The organism is Nostoc sp. CCY 9925 (assembly GCF_963920935.1).
GTDB lineage: Bacteria > Cyanobacteriota > Cyanobacteriia > Cyanobacteriales > Nostocaceae > Nostoc.
In genome coordinates this window covers 1-16,549 of the sequence record NZ_CAWUDO010000097.1, presented here as the reverse complement: position 1 = coordinate 16,549, position 16,549 = coordinate 1, and the positions used below count along the sequence as shown (strand labels likewise).

The window sequence follows — 16,549 nt, the reverse complement described above, 5'->3', positions numbered from 1 at the left end:
ACTTGGTCAACTAAACTGTACGACCTTGTTTATTGTAGTCTTGCTCTCCATTTACGAATGGCAGTAGCAGTTCTAACTACAGGTGGCACGTATACATCAGAATTTTCCTGTTGTGTAATTTGGGAATGCTTGATTTGGCAATCTGTAATTTCCCAATCTGGAATTTCGTGATTTATAATATTTTTCGTTTTCAATTTTTGGTTAGTTAGGCAGTTCGCCAAGTTAGGCAAAAACTTTTCCTTACCTAAAGCTTTTATGACTTCATCCACAGTTTTAAAGCGATCGTGTAAAGAAAATTTCAGCATTTTTCCTAAAACTCGGCCAAAATCATCGCTGATGTTTACCTCTTTTTCCCAGGAAATTTCACCAGTACTTGGATCTTGGTCAAATTCTAAAGGACTTTTGCCAGTCAGCATATAAATACAAGTGACACCGAGTGCATAAATATCACTGGCATAAACTGGACGTAAAGAAAACTGTTCTGGTGGTGCAAATCCCATAGTCCCAATAAAATTAGTATTTGCAGATAAATTAATTGAGTTTTCACAACTGTCAATTAATTGTTCTTTGACTGCACCAAAATCTATTAGTACTACCCGTCCGTCATCTTGACGGCGTAATAAATTTTGCGGCTTAATGTCTCGATGAATTACACTATTTTGATGAAGATACTGTAATACTGGCAATAATTCTTGTAAAAACTGTTTAACTGAGGCTTCAGTTTTAGGCCCACTTCGCCGCACTTCCCGTGCCAAAGTTAAACCGGGTATGTATTCTTGAACTAAATAAAATTCCCTATTGACTTGAAAGTAGTCTAATAACATGGGAATTTGAGAATGGCTACCGAGTAAAGCCAAGGTTTGTGCTTCTTTTTCAAAGCGCGTACATGCCTTTTGCCAGCTTTGACCACTAGTCACTTTTGGCGATAGCTGTTTAATTACACATAAAGGATTCCCTGGCAATAGGGCATTTTTGGCTAAAAATGTGATGCCAAAACCACCTCTACCCAGAACTTGGAGTATTTTATAGCGATCGCGAAGTAACTGCTTGCAACCAGACACCTGATCCAGCTCAATCTCTTGTGAAATGCTACCGTAAGAATCCGTAATTTTTTGAGAAAAGCGATTCATTAGTGGAGAATATCTGCTCTTAAGTGTCTCTAATTCTACGACACTTCTTCTTTGGCAACAGTAACATTACTGATTCTTCGTCAAATCATTACTACTCTATAAACAAAAATTTAAAAAGCAAAATTCAAACATCAATTCATCCCACTATTATCCAACGCCTAATTTACTAGTGGTGCGTTAGCCTACGGCATAACACACCCTACTGGCGTGGCAAGGCTAAAATGTTGCAATAAATTTTCTTGTGGTGTGGGCCGAAAAGCCCGCACCAGACGGGCGAGACGCCCATCCTACAAGAGTTTGTTAATGCACTATTTTAAGCTTGACACGCTACTACTGATTTTTCGCTTCTCTTGGGTTTTGTTAGGATTTGGGCTTATATGTCGAAGCAACATGCAATTCTTTGAGTTGCTTGACATCTACTCCAGAAGGTGCGTCTGTTAACAAACAACGGGCTTGTTGCGTCTTTGGAAAAGCAATCACATCCCGAATGGATTCTTCCCCAGCTAGCAACATTACCAAACGGTCTAAACCGTAGGCGATGCCGCCATGAGGCGGTGTACCATATTCAAATGCTTCCAACAAAAAGCCAAATTTGTTTTGTGCCTCTTCAGGAGACAAACCGATCGCATCAAACACCTGTTGTTGAATTTCTCGCTGATAAATCCGCAGACTGCCGCCGCCAACTTCCACACCGTTGAGTACCAAGTCATAAGCTTGGGCACGCGCAGTTTTTAAATCGCTCAAATCATCAGGATTCGGTGCTGTAAAGGGGTGATGCAGTGCTTCGAGGCGTTTTTCGTCGGCGTTCCATTCAAACATCGGAAAATCTGTAATCCACAGCAAGTTAATTTTTTCTGGGTCGATTAATCCAAATTCCCTAGCAATAACTTGCCGCAATCTATCCAAAGTTTTATTAACGGTAGCAGCATCGCCAGCCCCAAACAATAACAAATGTCCAGGTTTGGCACCTGTGCGTCGGAGAATTTCCTGTTTTTGTTCAACGCTTAGGTTGTCTTTAATTGCCCCAATGGTGTCAATTTCGCCATCATCTCTCACCCTGATATAAGCTAAACCTTTAGCGCCGGCTTCGCTGGCTTCTTTGAATAAATCACCACCGGGTTTAATGCGGACATTAGAAATTACATCGTTGCCGTTGGGAATAGGTAGGATTTTGACGACACCACCATTGATTACAGTGTCTCGAAAGACTTTGAAACCAGAGTCTTTGACGATATCCGAAACATTGACTAATTCCAAACCATAACGGGTATCTGGTTTATCGCTACCGTAGCGTTCCATTCCTTCGGCGTAGGTGAGACGGGGAAAAGGCCGCTGTAATTCAATGCCCTTAACCGTTTTGAAGATATGGCAAACTAACTTTTCATTGAGTTCAATAATTTCTTCTTGGGACATGAAGCTCATTTCCATGTCCAACTGGGTGAATTCTGGTTGTCTGTCGGCGCGTAAATCTTCATCACGAAAGCAACGGGCAATTTGATAATATCTATCCAAGCCAGATACCATCAGCAATTGTTTAAATAGCTGTGGTGATTGTGGTAGAGCAAACCATTCACCAGGGTTAACACGACTGGGTAGAATATAATCTCTAGCACCTTCGGGAGTGGAACGGGTAAGTATTGGGGTTTCGACTTCGATGAAACCTTCCAAATCTTCCAGGTAACGGCGCATGGCTTTGACAATTTGATGACGCAGTTGCAAATTTTGTGCCATGCGTTCGCGTCGCAGATCCAAATAGCGATATTTCAGCCGCAAATCTTCCCGCACCGTTTCGCTGTCAGCTATGGAAACTTGGAAAGGTAACTGTTTACGGACAGGGTTGAGTAGTTGAATTCGATCTGCGTAAATTTCTATCTCACCTGTAGGTAGACGGGGATTTAGGGATTCTTGGGGGCGTTGCGTCACCCTACCAGTGATTGCGACAACATATTCATTTCGCAGGGCATTTGCCGGTTCATAGGAATCGGGGGTGCGTTGCGGATCGCTGACGATTTGGACAATGCCAGAGCGATCGCGTAAATCTAAAAATATCACGCCCCCATGATCGCGGCGACGGTCTATCCATCCGTAAAAGGTAACAGTTTCTCCAATATGTTCTTTTCGGACTTCGCCGCAATAGTGAGTTCGCATAATTGTTAGTTCTTGTTTCCGGGGCTAGATTGGGAAATAAATGTCAAAGCTTCCCCATTATCTAGCATCAATAGTAATTGTAGTAGTTCCAGTTCCAGAAAAAACGGAATAATCTAAACTCTCTATGTATAGAGAACTCATGCCAAGTAATATCTTGTCCTGTTGAAGACTGATCGTTTAGAGCACAGGCGAGGAGGGGGGAAAGAGGCTTTTGGGATTTTTGCACAGACGCAGTAATCATAAGTGATTAGCTGGACATCATATAAGTTAACGTGAATTCGACGAATCTAAAAAACCCCGCTTCCATTCCTCTCCCCCACTCCTGAGAGGCTTTGAAACCATCATTTTCTCGTTGTCAACGAAGAATATTTCTGCCCCTCTTCATGTTGGAGAGGGGTTAGGAAGAGGTTTATCGAACTGACGTTAAGTTAGGACATCAATCAAGTGTAAAACTCGGACAACAACAGATTTTCAAGCCTATTGCCTGTTGCCTGTTGCCTGTTGCCTGTTGTCTGGCATATCAGCATAAATTTATGTAGAGACATGGCAACACCACATCTCTACATAGTTTGTCCATCAAAAATTTCGGCGTAGATGTTGTTTGTTGTTAGAGTTAGTCTCGGCAAACTACTTCGCTGATACTGCTAACATTTAAATTTGACGTTTTTTCAAAACTACAGTGTCAAAGAGTGAGTATTTGTCTCAATCAATTTCGCCAAATCTTGCAAGAATGCCGCAGCATGGGCACCGTAAATAATCCGGTGGTCTGAAGTAATATTTACTTGCATTTGTTGGCGCACGGCAAATAAACCGTCGGGTGTTGCTACCACTTGTGGGCGGGATGCACCGATCGCTAAAATTGAACCTTGTCCAGGTGGTAAAATCGCATCAAATTTATCTACGCCAAACATCCCTAAGTTGGATAGGGTAAAAGTACCGCTGTTATATTCTTGGGGTTGTAGTTGTTTTGTTCTGGCACGCTCTACTAAGGACTTCCAATTGCGTGATAGAGAATAAATATCCACTGCGTCTGCATTTTGCAGCACAGGTGTAATTAATCCGCCATCATCCATCGCCACAGCTACAGAAATGTTGATATCAGAATGATAAACAATTCCTTGGTCTGAGTAGCTAGCATTCAAAAGTGGGTGTTTTTGTAATGTCACCGCTACAGCTTTCGCCAGTAGCGCTGTCATTGTTACGCCTTTGGATTTAATTTGTTTATAAAGTTTGTCTAACTCATCAGTGGTAATGGTATAACCCACACGGAACACGGGTACAGATAGACTAGCTACCATATTCCGTACTACCGCATTTTGGAAGGTAGTTAGAGGCACAATTGAACCAGGAACAGCGGCCACAACTGGTGTGGGTGCGGGTGCTGGTGTTGGTGGTGCAGGAGGCGCTACTGGGGTAACAGTTGGTGTTGGTGGAGCAGCAACTGGGGTGGAGGCGGGTTGCTTACCTTTATTAATAAGTGCTTCCACATCTTCGGAAACAATGCGACCGTGGGGGCCACTGCCTTTAAGTGTAGTCAAATCAACTTTGAGTTCTTTGGCTAACTTGCGGGCACGGGGTGAAACTACAAGTCTTCCTTCGCGATGGTTAGAGCCGTTTTGAGACGCCAAAGTAGGAATTCCAACCGAAGCAGCCACGGGAACTGGTTCCGGAGAAGGACTAGCAGCAGCACCGCCAGAATTGGCAAGAGATTTCGCAGTTTCGATTTCCGCTTCGGTTTCGGCAATGAAAGCGATCGCAGATCCTACCGGGGCAGTTTCACCAGCTTGCACTATGATATGGGCAAGAAATCCTTCATAAAAGGTTTCTACATCCATATCTGCTTTATCTGACTCTACAACCACCACTGTTTCGCCTTTTTCCACTTTGTCGCCTGGCGATTTCACCCAGGAGACTATTTTGCCTTCGGTCATGGTAGAACTCAGCGCCGGCATAAATACTTCGTGAATGCTCATAGGGTGGTTTGGGAATCAATGGTTTATGGACTTTAACAGCTTTTGTCAGATCGAATTGTATCTTGATAAAAGAATTTTGGATTGGAGATTTTATATTTTAGGTTGGGCATTGGGCATGGGGCATGGGGCATTGGCTCCAGCGGCAGAGGTGTATTACAGGAACCCCTAATGGGGGATGCGAGCATAGGAGCTTCAGGTGCAGAGGAGAATAATTAATAACCCATGCCCCATGCCCAAATTAAGGAACCTTAATCTGATTTAAAGGTCTATACTACAGAGTTATTGTTAAAGGATAGTTAATATCTCGTTTTGGTTGTTGGCTTTCAAAAACCACTACGAGTGTCTCACAAATCAAATAGGATTGCTACAGATTAGATATATTTATATGCCTCGTACCACTGCTTAAGATAGAGGAGCTTCTGAGAGGTAGAGGATATGAGAGGCAGTTCAATCTAGAATTCAAAATTGGTAATTAACCTATTTGAAATTCCTGTTTACTTTTATGTCGGCAAAGTTTCAACTCTTCTTAATTGTGATACTAAGTATCTTTGCCACCACTGGCGCCGGAGTTTACATAACCCAGCACCAGCAATCTCCACCGATGGTTGATAATGTTGGCGGTCAACCACAGCAGGTAAGAGCAATACATCAGTCTCAGGAGGTTGTGGCATACTCAGAGCGTTCCAGCTATAAAACTATACCTCTAGAAAGTATTAACTCATCTCTCCAAGGTAGCGATCCTGCTACACTAGCTCTGAATGCCTTTGACGGCATACCATCAGTGGGAGGAACGCGAAAGGTAGAGGTCGCTTATCCACAACGAAATCAAGCCTTGGTGACGATTACACAAATCAAGCAGGGTAGTAATTCTGTTGGCACAGTGAAATATCGAGTGGAGATGACAACCTTTGGGCGATCGCTTTTTATTAGTTCACCTCCAGTGTGGCAAATTGTTTGGGCTGGCTCCCAGGTTGAATGTTGGTCTGGAAGCCGCCCCCACTCAAAGTTAAATCAGATTTGTCATTAGTCATTGGTCATTGGTCATTGGTCAAATAACAAAGGACAAATGACAAATGACAAATGAAAAATTTAAATGTCGCCGCGAATTTCTTCGACAACGCCATCGCGCAGAACAATTTCGACTTGCATTTTGCTAATCAAATTATCTCCGGTTTCTACTTTAAAAAAGCCTTCCATTTGGAATTGGTTGACTTCTTGATCCTGTTGGAGAAACTGTACTTGCTGGAGATTTTGCAGCAACTGATTTTTCTGCTCTAGGAATTCACTTTTCTTTTGATTGACTTGGAGTTGAATATTGTCAATTTGTTGGAGGGTCTGGGGGCCTGGTGGTTGCAGACTCTGTTTTTGAATTGCACTAATCGCTCTTTGTCCTTCAACGTCTAGCTGTTGCAGTTGCTGGTCAAGTTGATTAATCTGTGCTTGCAGCTGCTGTTGTACTTCCTCTTTCCACAGGGGAGTAACAATCACTTTAACGTTGACGACGCGTTTCAACAGCAAATGAGATTTGGAGACATCCATAAATATTTCACGTTCACTCTTATAGTTGGCGGGTGGAATCATCAGGCAAACATGCCGTCAATAATATCGCGATAGCGTTCCACAACGATGTGTCGTCGAACTTTCAATGTTTGTGTCATCAAGCCGTTTTCGATGGAAAACGGTTCCAAAATGAATTTGAACGGCCCGATGCGGTCATCTGGTCGATAGCCTGGACGATTCTGCACTTCGCGATTTAATTCTTGGCGAAATAAATCCTGGATCATTTTACTCTCCAAGTCAATTTTTTGACTGGATGAGGAAGTTGGGGCATCGCTTTGTATATCCAGTGTCAAATTCTGAGTTGCTGCCCATTTTTCTAAAGCTTCGAGATTGGGGACAATTAAGGCTCCCAAGCTGCGCTGGTCTTGGCCCAGAAGCATAATTTGATCGATGTATGGCGATCGCAAACACGCATCTTCGATGGGTTGCGGCTCGATGTTTTCGCCGTTAGTCAATACAATCGTATCCTTCGCTCTGCCAGTTAGCACTAAGTCGTTTTGTGGTGTCAACCAACCCAAATCGCCGCTATCAAACCAGCCTTCAGGGTCAATTGCTTTGGCTGTGGCTTGGGGATTTTGGTAGTAGCCTTGCATAATCTGGGGTCCCCTTAACAATACCAAGCCTCGCTTTTCTGGTGGCAAAGGCGCTTTTGTCTCAGGATCTACGATTTTAGCTTCTGTTGCCGGGAGTGGTAGCCCTGATGCGCCAATCAAATTTCGCCAAGGACGACGTACATGGGTTACCGGAGAAGTTTCTGTCAAGCCATAACCTTGCAAAATCTGGACACCAATAATTTCAAAGAAGTTATCGATGTGTCTGGGAAGCGCACCGCCGCCGCTAATCATTTGCTTAACTTGTCCGCCTGTGGCTTCCCGAACTTTGGCATAAACTAGTTTTTCTCCCAACTTATGCAGGGGTAACAAAGCCGCCGCGACTATGCTAGCTGCAAATCGTTCCACGGCTGAGGCATGAAGATTATTTAAATCTAATCCCTGAGCAACTCGCTGCGCTTTAATATATTTCTCGCTGATGCCTAATAAAAATTTAATCAGGCGTTGCTTTTTGGCTGGTTGTTCGCGGAATTGTTTTTGCACTCCTTCATAAATTGATTCCCACAAACGGGGCACACCCACCATATAGTTGGGTTTAAATTGTCTCAAATCTGCTTTTACAGAGCGCAAGTTAGTATAAACTTGCGTGCAACCTTGAGATAGTAGGTAATATTCAACAGTTCGTTCGTAGCTGTGCCACGAAGGCAGGATACTAAGAACCATGTCGCCTGGATTTGGTTGCAATACTGTGCCAAATGTTGTCACTTGGTGCATCAAATTGCTATAGGAGAGCATCACGCCTTTGGGTTTGCCAGTGGTGCCAGAAGTGTAAATTAGGGTTGCTAGGGCGTCACGATTTTGCTTGACTGGGACAAAATTATGATTTGCTCCAATTTCGATTAACTGGGCAAAATTTAGCACTTTTAAGGGTGTTTCGGTGGGTGGTGCTTCATCTGAAAGTAAGACGACGAACTGAATTGGTAAATCGTTGAGGCGGTCTTGCAGTTTTTTAAGCGTCTTTAAATCTTCAATTACTACTGCTGTACTGCCACTATTCGCGATGATGAACAGCAGTTCTTCTTTTTCAGCTTGGGAGCTACGCACCGCATCAACTCCTCCAGCAGTCATGATACCTTGGTCGGCAATAAACCACCGGGGACTGTTGTCAGCAATTAAGGAAATGCGATCGCCTAATCTGACTCCCAACGCCTGCAACCCAGCAGCAAATAGTTGTATTTTCTCAGCTAATTGAGTATAAGTAATCACTATTTCTGGTTTACTGTGGGGGCTGTGCAGGGCAACAACATCACCAAATTCCTGAGCAGCCAAAGGCCAAACTTCTGGTAGCGATGCCACATTTGTGTAATTTACCAACTTCTTTAATGCTTGGCGTTCTCGCTCGCTGATATTAGATAAAAAAGAAGACGCAGTTTGGGTTTTTGACATAACACCTTAACTAAAGATTTTCAAACGATCGCTTTTGAAGCTTATTTTGTTATTACGCTACAATAACCGTCCTCATTATCCACATTCTCTTTTGTGTATGATAATTCCAGGAATTCTCACTTTATATTTACAAAAATTTATGTTAAGATTATTTTACATAGACTGCAAGCTATAGATCGCGTTTGCAGCTAAAAACAGCGATGTCTACGACGGGCTACGCCTACGCCTACTTTTCACAGGGGATGATTACCTATGAATTCGATAGACGCAACACTGCTAACGGTGATCAATATTGCTGCCTGCATAGCGTTACCCAAGGTTATAGCTACCTTGAGGACAAATAGAACCAAGCTTACTGAATTGTCGCTGAATAATTCAGAATTACAAACAGCCAAACTTAAACTTACAAGTTTTCCCTATTGTACAGTTTACCCAATGACGGGTAGCCAATACTGCAAATTTAGTCCTGATTTTTGCGATCGTTGTTCGCCGCATTGATGGACAATTTGACAGCAAAAATTTTTGGGTATTTGAAGAATAATTCTGAATTTTTATGTTCTAATTACTCTTCTAAAAATAGAAGTGACAGTGACAAAGTTATTACCAAAGATGAGGTAAAGGCTGTTTGGTTTCAATTAACTCCACTTCTAAAAATAGAAGTAGCATCACATAGTGTAAATCCTTGTAGCGCCTAATTTCTAGCCGCAATTTGCAACGGGCTAGAAACCAAGGGCTGTTTTCGCGCAAAATCCACAGGGATAAAAACGCTAAAACCTTTTGAATTTTTTTTAAATCATTAAGATTTTTATATTATTATTGCTAAAAGTTCACAACTCAAGTTTGATCGCTCTACATGTCACATTGAATTACAGAACTTTTTCTCTCTGAAGATATATTGAAAAATTGATAGTTACCATTAGCAAAAAAAATATATAGTTATCTTATAACTAATAAAAGAAATCTAAAATACCGTTTTCAGTAGTTGTACTAATTTTGCTGCAAACTAGTAATTATGTTAAATACATGTTTTTCAAACAGGGGAGATAACATAATGAGTTTGATAGATGGTTTATTCATGACGCTGCTTAGTACTGTTGCTTGTGTAGCCCTACCTAAGCTGCTATCTGTAATTCTGTCTGGTAAAAACGAGAAGAATACACTATCACCGATTGCTGTAACTTCGCAAGATTCCAACTTCTGAAATCCCCAGCTATTCTTAATGTAAGCTGAAAAACTGTAGATATCGCCTTGATAAAGAGAAAATTTAGTAATTGGTGCAAGGCGATATCGAACAAGTCAAAAGAAAAAAATTATTATTGATTTATTCTTGGTATTGTTATTTTAGGTCTGACGATAATCAAAAATGCGAGCAAAGTAAAAACTAACATTTGCCAAGTTACCAAATTCCAGCCACCCAGATTCCAGCATAATAGACCAAGGGTAGTACCTACAGCGCCACCGATAAAATAGGTAGTCATGTAAACTGTGTTGATGCGACTATTCGATTGAGAATCAAGAGTGTATATCCTGGCGATATTGGTAACCTGCATTGCTTGTACACCTACATCTATTAACAATACAGCAACGGCGATCGCCAGTGCAGAATTAGAAGCAATTTTAGCAATTACTAAACTTGCAATGACGAGCGATACAGCAAAAGTTAAGGAACGTTGAGAGTTACCTTTATCGGCTAGTTTACCAAAAACTGGTGCCGTCAATGCAGCGGCGATCGCCACAAAGCCATATATGCCAATTGTGTCAGATTGAAAATAAAAAGGCGCTCCGCTTAAATGGAAAGTCAGTGTCGTCCAAAAGGAGCAAAATACGCCAAACAATAAACCACCAATTAACGACGCTTCTCTTAATAATGAAAAACGTTTTAATTGGTGAAGTGTTGATTTTAATAATTCCAAATAATAACCATTAAATTCATTTTTTATATTAGGCAAATATATCTTTAATAAGACGGTAACAATTAAAATCATTACTGCTGAAAATCCATATACATAACGCCAACTCAACCATTCAGCAATATATCCACTAAAAACTCTTGCGCCTAAAACTCCAATCAATACACCAGTAAAAATGTTGCCTACAGTTTGGCCTGTAGTTACTCTATCTATACTTGCTGCTAAGGGAAGAATAACCTGGGCTGAGACTGTCGTAATTCCAATTGCCATACTTAATATCCAAGCTTGGACGATGTTTTGTGAAAACGTCATGGCTATTAACAAACAAAACAAACATCCCAGCAAGGTAAGAATTAATTTCTTCTTGTTGATTTTATCCCCCAAGGGGATTAAAAAGAAAAGCCCAAAACCATAACCAACTTGGGAAAGCACAGATATGCTACCCGCTTCACTTTCACTAACTCGAAAAGAAGATGCAATATCTTTGAGAATTGGCTGATTATAGTAAATGTTAGCAACACAGACACCAGCTGCGATCGCCATAATCAGTACCTGGACTTTAGTTAATCCGTTACTTGAGATTTGTTTTTCCATTTCACCTAAGTACACTATAATTTCTTTGCTGGAGAACTTTTACTTTTACCCTGATTATTCAGTCTGGTATATTATCAAGTTTTTGCAAAAGAAAGATTTCACCATATCGTCAAAATACTGGACTTGATAAAGTAATTTTTGATTCATCGGCTAAAACCTGAAATCTCACTCTTCTATTTTAAGTAGAAATTCCTAATAATTTAAAAGTCACAATACTCTAGGGAATTTTGGCGAATTTAGTTTTTAGTTTTAATCTTAACTGAACCATATTCTGCTATTAACCAAGAAACCAGTCAAACTAGATTCTCCTACTATTACAACAATTAAAGATGCCAAATCCTTTCAGCTACAAATCACAATTGACTCCAAAGTTATTCAGATTTTTTATTATTATGATCTTGATATTAGGAATATTGTTTAGATTCATCAACTTAGATAAAAAGATTTATTGGGGAGATGAAACCTTCACCTCTTTAAGGCTTTCTGGCTACACTACACCAGAAGTAAATAGGCAACTTTTTGACGGTAGAGTAGTTACGATAAATGATATACAAAAATATCAAAGTATCAATTCTCAAAAAAAGTTCACTGATACTATTAAAGGCTTAGCATTAGAAGAACCGCAGCTACCACCACTATATTTTTTAATAGCTAGGTTTTGGGTAAAGTGTTTTGGTAACTCTATCGCAGTCACACGTGGTATTTCTGCATTAATCAGTCTGCTAATCTTTCCTTGCACATATTGGTTGTGTCTAGAATTATTTGGTTCATCAATGGTGGGATGGATAGCAATGGCAATTATGGCTGTTTCACCTTTTCATGTTTTGTATGCCCAAGAAGCAAGACCTTATAGTTTATGGACTGTAACTATTTTGCTATCAAGTACTTTCTTTTTACGGGCAGTGCGTTTAAAGACAAAACTGAGTTGGTTTCTCTATACAATAACAACAACTCTGAGTTTATACACATACCTACTTACTATATTAGTAACTATTGGTAATGGATTATATATCTTGGTAATTGAAAGCTCCAGGTTGAGTAAAACTGTCATTAGCTATATTATTGCTACATTGTTAGCAATACTAGCATTTTCTCCTTGGATTGTGGCGATTACTGTTAATTTTAATGGTCTGATAGAAAGTTCAAAGTGGGCAATTGAAACTACATCAATATCGAATCTAATCCAAGAATGGATGAGAAATATAAGTTATAGCTTTATGGATTTTTGGTATTTATTTACATATTTTCCAGATTCTGGTTTTAATTTATCTTTCGGGACTTATCTAATACCCTTACTCTTAACCTTAGTTGGATACTCAGTTTATTTTATTTACCGTAGAACCCCGAAAAAAATATGGTTTTTTATTCTGATATTGATAGCAAGCAACTCTTTACCGATGATATTATCAGATTTATTCTCTGGGGGATATCGGTCGATTATGGCACGATATTTTGTTCCTTGCTATCTGGGTATTCATTTATCTGTAGCCTATCTATTTGCAGAAAAAATAAATCAGATAAATAGAAAAATTTTTGTCACTAACTTATGGAAATTATCTTTTGTTGTTCTTCTCCTTGGAGGAATTATATCTTGTTCTGTTAGCTCTCAAGCAGAAACTTGGTGGACTAAAAGAACTCTTGACCATGTTTTAGTATCTAAGCTCATTAACCAAACTTCTGGCCCACTTGTAATTATTGATGATTATTTACCAAGCGTAGCATCTCTTAGTCATATACTAAATCCAGACGTTGAATTCCAGTTTATAAAAAACAACAAGATATCAAAAATTCCTCAAAAATTCAGCAATGTATTTTTACTGGAATCTTCTAAATTTCCAGTCAATAAATTTGAGAATGAGCAAAAGGTGAAATTGAAGTTGATTTACAAAGGTAGAAAAGAAAATCTTTGGAAGCTAGATGGCCAATTTATCAAGTAAAATTCAAATTTAACGTGAATTCGACAGATTCCGAAGAATCCCTCTCCAAACCTCTCCCCGCTTCGGGGAGAGGCTTAAAAACCCTAATTTTTCTTCAACTCAGAATATTAAAGCCCCTCTCTGAGACCGCTATCCATTAGTCACATCTTTCTTTACAATCTTGAAACGTTTGTTTTGTAGGCATCTTAAACACTGAGGTGTGAGGCATACTTGACAAATTGGCTCTTAATATTCTCGCTAAAATTAGGTTTTTATTGAGAATTAACAACAGACCAATAAGGGTTGTAAGAAACTTGAGTGAATACTCTCGCAAATGTTGAGAAAGATCCGGGTAATGGATAGCTGAGACCGAGAGGGGTTGGGGAGGGTTCATCGAACTCACGTAAATTTAACTTCTATGATTAGTCCTCACAAGACTTTCAGAAAATTGAGATATGTAAACTAGATATCACTTGCGATTTTCGCGCCGCCATTTTCCTCGCACTAAGCGAATTTCATCATAAGTGTAGCTTTCGCCTAGTTGTTCTCGAATGGGTGTTAAAGATATATCACCAAGCGCTTCTAAAACTTGCCAAATTTTTTGTTGACGTTCTAAAGGTACTAACTGGTTTAAATCTACAGGCTGATTTTTCTCGATTAAATCTGCAAGATGGCGAATAATTGTAGTGGATCGAATGTTACGTTTTTGAGCAATTTCAGCAACACTCAAACCTTGTTTGTGCAATTGAAATGTAAAGATTTCAGTATCGGAAGGCAAGCTATTAAAAGGTATAAAATTGTCCTGTGGTGGATCTAAAAAACCTCTTTCTTGGCGGTAAGCACGAATTTCTGCGAGGAACTTTTCGCCATATTGGGCAAGTTTGTGAGTACCTACACCAGAAAGTTTACCAAATTCAGTCATTGTTTTAGGTTGTACCTGTGCCATCAATTTCAAGGTAGAATCTTGAAAGACAATATAAGGTGGAACAGATTGTTCATCAGCAAGTTGTTTGCGGAGCGATCGCAATCTCTGCATTAAAGCTTCTGCTTCGGCAGCTTTTTCACTTGTTTGTGTCAAAGCGACATTTTGTGTTACAGTCACAGCCAGGGAAACTGTGCGTTGTCGCCGCATTACTTCCCAACTTAAGGCGTTGAGTTTCAAAACTGAGTAACCATCGCTAGTCTGTTCTAGCAGTCCTTGATGTAAAAGCGATCGCGCTAACATGCGCCATTCATCTACAGTTTTATCTTTGCCAATTCCGTAGGTAGAAAGTTTATCGTGTTCATTTGAAAGAATTTTTTGGCTTTTGGCGCCGCGCAACACATCAATAATATACGCCATGCCAAATCTTTCTTTACAACGCGCCACACAAGATAAAAACTTCATGGCTTCAATTGTCCAATCTTCCATTGGTTTTGGATTACGGCAATTATCGCAGTTACCACAATTCCCACCAAAGCGTTCCCCAAAATAACCAAGCTGAATTGTCCGCCGACAGACAGTACCTTCAGCATAATCAATTACCTGCCGCAGTTGTTGTTTGGCAATCAACTGTTCTTGGGGGTCAGTTTTTTGGTTAATACTCCATTCAATGGTTTTAATATCAGCAAAGCTGAAAAAAAGTGTACAACGTGAAGGTTCACTGTCCCTTCCCGCCCTACCTGATTCTTGATAGTAACTTTCCAAATTACGCGGTAAATCAAAGTGAATTACTAAACGCACATCTGGCTTATTAATTCCCATACCAAAGGCAATTGTCGCCACCATAATGCGTACATCATCTCGAATAAATCGAGTTTGATTGCTGCTGCGTTCTTCATCAGTTAAGCCAGCATGATAAGGCAAGGCAGAAATTTTATCATTTTGCAGCTTAAAAGTGAGTTCATCAACTTTTTTGCGCGTCAGACAATAAATAATGGCTGAACCCTCGCTTTCCCGCACGAGTTCTAATAATTCGGCGTATGCAGACTTGGTTTTAGAACGGACTTCGTAATAAAGATTTTGGCGATTGAAGCTGGCTATGTGGATACTCGGTTGCTTCAATCCTAATTGTTGAATGATATCACCACGGACGCGATCGGTGGCTGTGGCGGTGAGGGCGACGGTAGGAACATGAAGGTAGCGTTTTCGCAGAGATATCAACTGGCGATATTCTGGGCGAAAATCGTGTCCCCACTCAGAGACGCAGTGTGCTTCGTCAATGGCAAAGGTAGAAATACCGATTTGATGATGGACTAAATCGAGAAACGGCAGAAATCTTTCACTCAACAAACGTTCTGGGGCGACGTAAAGTAATTTAACTTTGCCGTTGAGGATGGCTTCTTCCCGCGATCGCACCTTATATGCATTCAAACTACTATTGAGAAACGTGGCATTAATATTATTATTTCGCAGTCCTTCTACTTGGTCTTGCATCAAAGCAATTAATGGCGATACTACTACAGTTAAGCCTTTTTTGATTAATGCAGGTAACTGAAAGCACAGTGATTTTCCGCCACCCGTAGGCATCACCACTAATAAATCCCGATTTTGCAGCGCATCTTCAATAATTTGTCGTTGTCCGGGGCGAAATCTATCGTAACCGAAGTGATATTTTAGCGCTTGTTCGAGATTGGGATACTGAAGCATAGCGATCGCTTTTTTGAGGGCTTTTGCCTAGATAAGTAAGTTTAGTCAGAAAAGTAAGATATATTTTTAATAATCTTAGCTTGCCGTTAAATTTGCGTAAGTTGACAATTTCTAATTTTCAGCGATCGCAAAAACTCAGGCTAAGATTAGAAAACGCGGTAGCAAGTGAGGCTGTGAAAAACTTCTCCATCATAGCTTGTAGGAATCCTACAAGCTTAAACAGCACTATAAATAGAGCTGGGAAAGTTCTAACAACACAATCTAATACCGTTAATCTTCCCGAACCTGACTTTTCACGGGGTCTGGAAACTCTATTTGAGAGAAAGTAAGGGTGTGACAAAGCTAGAAGGAATTTGTGAAATTCCAAAATCAAAGCTGAATAAGTGTGTTTTCCCTAAACCCTTACGCTTTTTTCATATGCCGTGAAAAGTTAGACGGTATTAACTCACCCCTACCGAAAGGTATGGATATTCAAACTATTGCTTCAAGTGATGGCTCTAGCGATTGCTTGGAGCTTTTTAGCGATTATAAGTAACTCGACAGTAATAATTGAAGAAGGCAGCTATGCAGAAGGCAGAGGGCAGTCCCGATGAAACAAGTTTCATAGTCAAGCATGAAAATGCGATGTGAGACTGATCTATATAGATACTCATCGAAGGAGCATTTTCAAGTCAGTCAATCATGGGAAAAAC

11 protein-coding genes are annotated in these 16,549 nt (G+C 40.3%); 4 read left to right on the top strand and 7 right to left on the bottom strand.

Annotated elements, in window-relative coordinates; genetic code table 11:
• Positions 1-29 precede the first annotated feature (29 nt).
• The 3 genes from ACM0OY_RS32040 to ACM0OY_RS32030 form a co-directional block, all read right to left on the bottom strand.
• Positions 30-1,130, bottom strand: a complete 1,101-nt coding sequence (locus ACM0OY_RS32040; RefSeq protein WP_414572801.1) for a protein kinase domain-containing protein — start codon at positions 1,128-1,130, stop codon at positions 30-32.
• Between the two features lie 360 nt (positions 1,131-1,490).
• On the bottom strand, positions 1,491-3,278 hold the full coding sequence (aspS, locus tag ACM0OY_RS32035) for an aspartate--tRNA ligase (protein ID WP_414572800.1): 1,788 nt from the start codon (positions 3,276-3,278) through the stop codon (positions 1,491-1,493).
• Positions 3,279-3,952: 674 nt separating this feature from the next.
• Positions 3,953-5,251 carry a dihydrolipoamide acetyltransferase family protein gene (locus ACM0OY_RS32030; RefSeq protein WP_414572799.1) on the bottom strand — a complete coding sequence of 433 codons (1,299 nt, stop codon included), beginning with the start codon at positions 5,249-5,251 and terminating at the stop codon, positions 3,953-3,955.
• Between the two features lie 502 nt (positions 5,252-5,753).
• Here ACM0OY_RS32030 and ACM0OY_RS32025 point away from each other — a divergent pair.
• A complete protein-coding gene (locus ACM0OY_RS32025; RefSeq protein ID WP_414572798.1) occupies positions 5,754-6,278 on the top strand; it encodes a hypothetical protein in 525 nt (174 codons plus the stop codon).
• Between the two features lie 62 nt (positions 6,279-6,340).
• On the opposite strand, the gene ACM0OY_RS32020 is transcribed toward ACM0OY_RS32025, so the two are convergent.
• Entirely contained in the window at positions 6,341-6,790 is a 450-nt protein-coding gene (locus ACM0OY_RS32020; protein ID WP_096541063.1) for a YlqD family protein, read from the bottom strand.
• A gap of 41 nt (positions 6,791-6,831) precedes the next feature.
• Complete coding sequence (locus tag ACM0OY_RS32015) at positions 6,832-8,808, bottom strand: AMP-dependent synthetase/ligase (RefSeq protein ID WP_414572797.1); 1,977 nt, start codon at positions 8,806-8,808, stop codon at positions 6,832-6,834.
• 252 nt (positions 8,809-9,060) lie between these two features.
• Here ACM0OY_RS32015 and ACM0OY_RS32010 point away from each other — a divergent pair, with 252 nt between their 5' ends.
• The gene (locus tag ACM0OY_RS32010; RefSeq protein ID WP_414572796.1) at positions 9,061-9,306 is read left to right on the top strand and encodes a hypothetical protein; all 246 of its coding nucleotides are present in this window, start codon (positions 9,061-9,063) and stop codon (positions 9,304-9,306) included.
• 553 nt (positions 9,307-9,859) lie between these two features.
• Entirely contained in the window at positions 9,860-10,009 is a 150-nt protein-coding gene (locus tag ACM0OY_RS32005) for a hypothetical protein (protein WP_414572795.1), read from the top strand.
• Positions 10,010-10,121: 112 nt separating this feature from the next.
• On the opposite strand, the gene ACM0OY_RS32000 is transcribed toward ACM0OY_RS32005, so the two are convergent.
• Positions 10,122-11,312: an MFS transporter gene (locus ACM0OY_RS32000; protein ID WP_414572794.1), complete on the bottom strand. Its 1,191-nt coding sequence runs from the start codon at positions 11,310-11,312 to the stop codon at positions 10,122-10,124.
• A gap of 329 nt (positions 11,313-11,641) precedes the next feature.
• Here ACM0OY_RS32000 and ACM0OY_RS31995 point away from each other — a divergent pair, with 329 nt between their 5' ends.
• A complete protein-coding gene (locus ACM0OY_RS31995; protein ID WP_414572793.1) occupies positions 11,642-13,249 on the top strand; it encodes a glycosyltransferase family 39 protein in 1,608 nt (535 codons plus the stop codon).
• 448 nt (positions 13,250-13,697) lie between these two features.
• Here the strand turns inward: ACM0OY_RS31995 and recQ are convergent, their stop codons facing one another.
• Positions 13,698-15,857 carry a DNA helicase RecQ gene (recQ, locus tag ACM0OY_RS31990; protein ID WP_414572792.1) on the bottom strand — a complete coding sequence of 720 codons (2,160 nt, stop codon included), beginning with the start codon at positions 15,855-15,857 and terminating at the stop codon, positions 13,698-13,700.
• Between the last annotated feature and the right edge of the window lie 692 nt (positions 15,858-16,549).

Coding starts and splice junctions, on each gene's coding strand:
- ACM0OY_RS32040 (WP_414572801.1), bottom strand. CDS start 1,130: ATGAATCGCTTTTCTCAAAAAATTACGGATTCTTACGGTAGCATTTCA.
- aspS (WP_414572800.1), bottom strand. CDS start 3,278: ATGCGAACTCACTATTGCGGCGAAGTCCGAAAAGAACATATTGGAGAA.
- ACM0OY_RS32030 (WP_414572799.1), bottom strand. CDS start 5,251: ATGAGCATTCACGAAGTATTTATGCCGGCGCTGAGTTCTACCATGACC.
- ACM0OY_RS32025 (WP_414572798.1), top strand. CDS start 5,754: ATGTCGGCAAAGTTTCAACTCTTCTTAATTGTGATACTAAGTATCTTT.
- ACM0OY_RS32020 (WP_096541063.1), bottom strand. CDS start 6,790: ATGGATGTCTCCAAATCTCATTTGCTGTTGAAACGCGTCGTCAACGTT.
- ACM0OY_RS32015 (WP_414572797.1), bottom strand. CDS start 8,808: ATGTCAAAAACCCAAACTGCGTCTTCTTTTTTATCTAATATCAGCGAG.
- ACM0OY_RS32010 (WP_414572796.1), top strand. CDS start 9,061: ATGAATTCGATAGACGCAACACTGCTAACGGTGATCAATATTGCTGCC.
- ACM0OY_RS32005 (WP_414572795.1), top strand. CDS start 9,860: ATGAGTTTGATAGATGGTTTATTCATGACGCTGCTTAGTACTGTTGCT.
- ACM0OY_RS32000 (WP_414572794.1), bottom strand. CDS start 11,312: ATGGAAAAACAAATCTCAAGTAACGGATTAACTAAAGTCCAGGTACTG.
- ACM0OY_RS31995 (WP_414572793.1), top strand. CDS start 11,642: ATGCCAAATCCTTTCAGCTACAAATCACAATTGACTCCAAAGTTATTC.
- recQ (WP_414572792.1), bottom strand. CDS start 15,857: ATGCTTCAGTATCCCAATCTCGAACAAGCGCTAAAATATCACTTCGGT.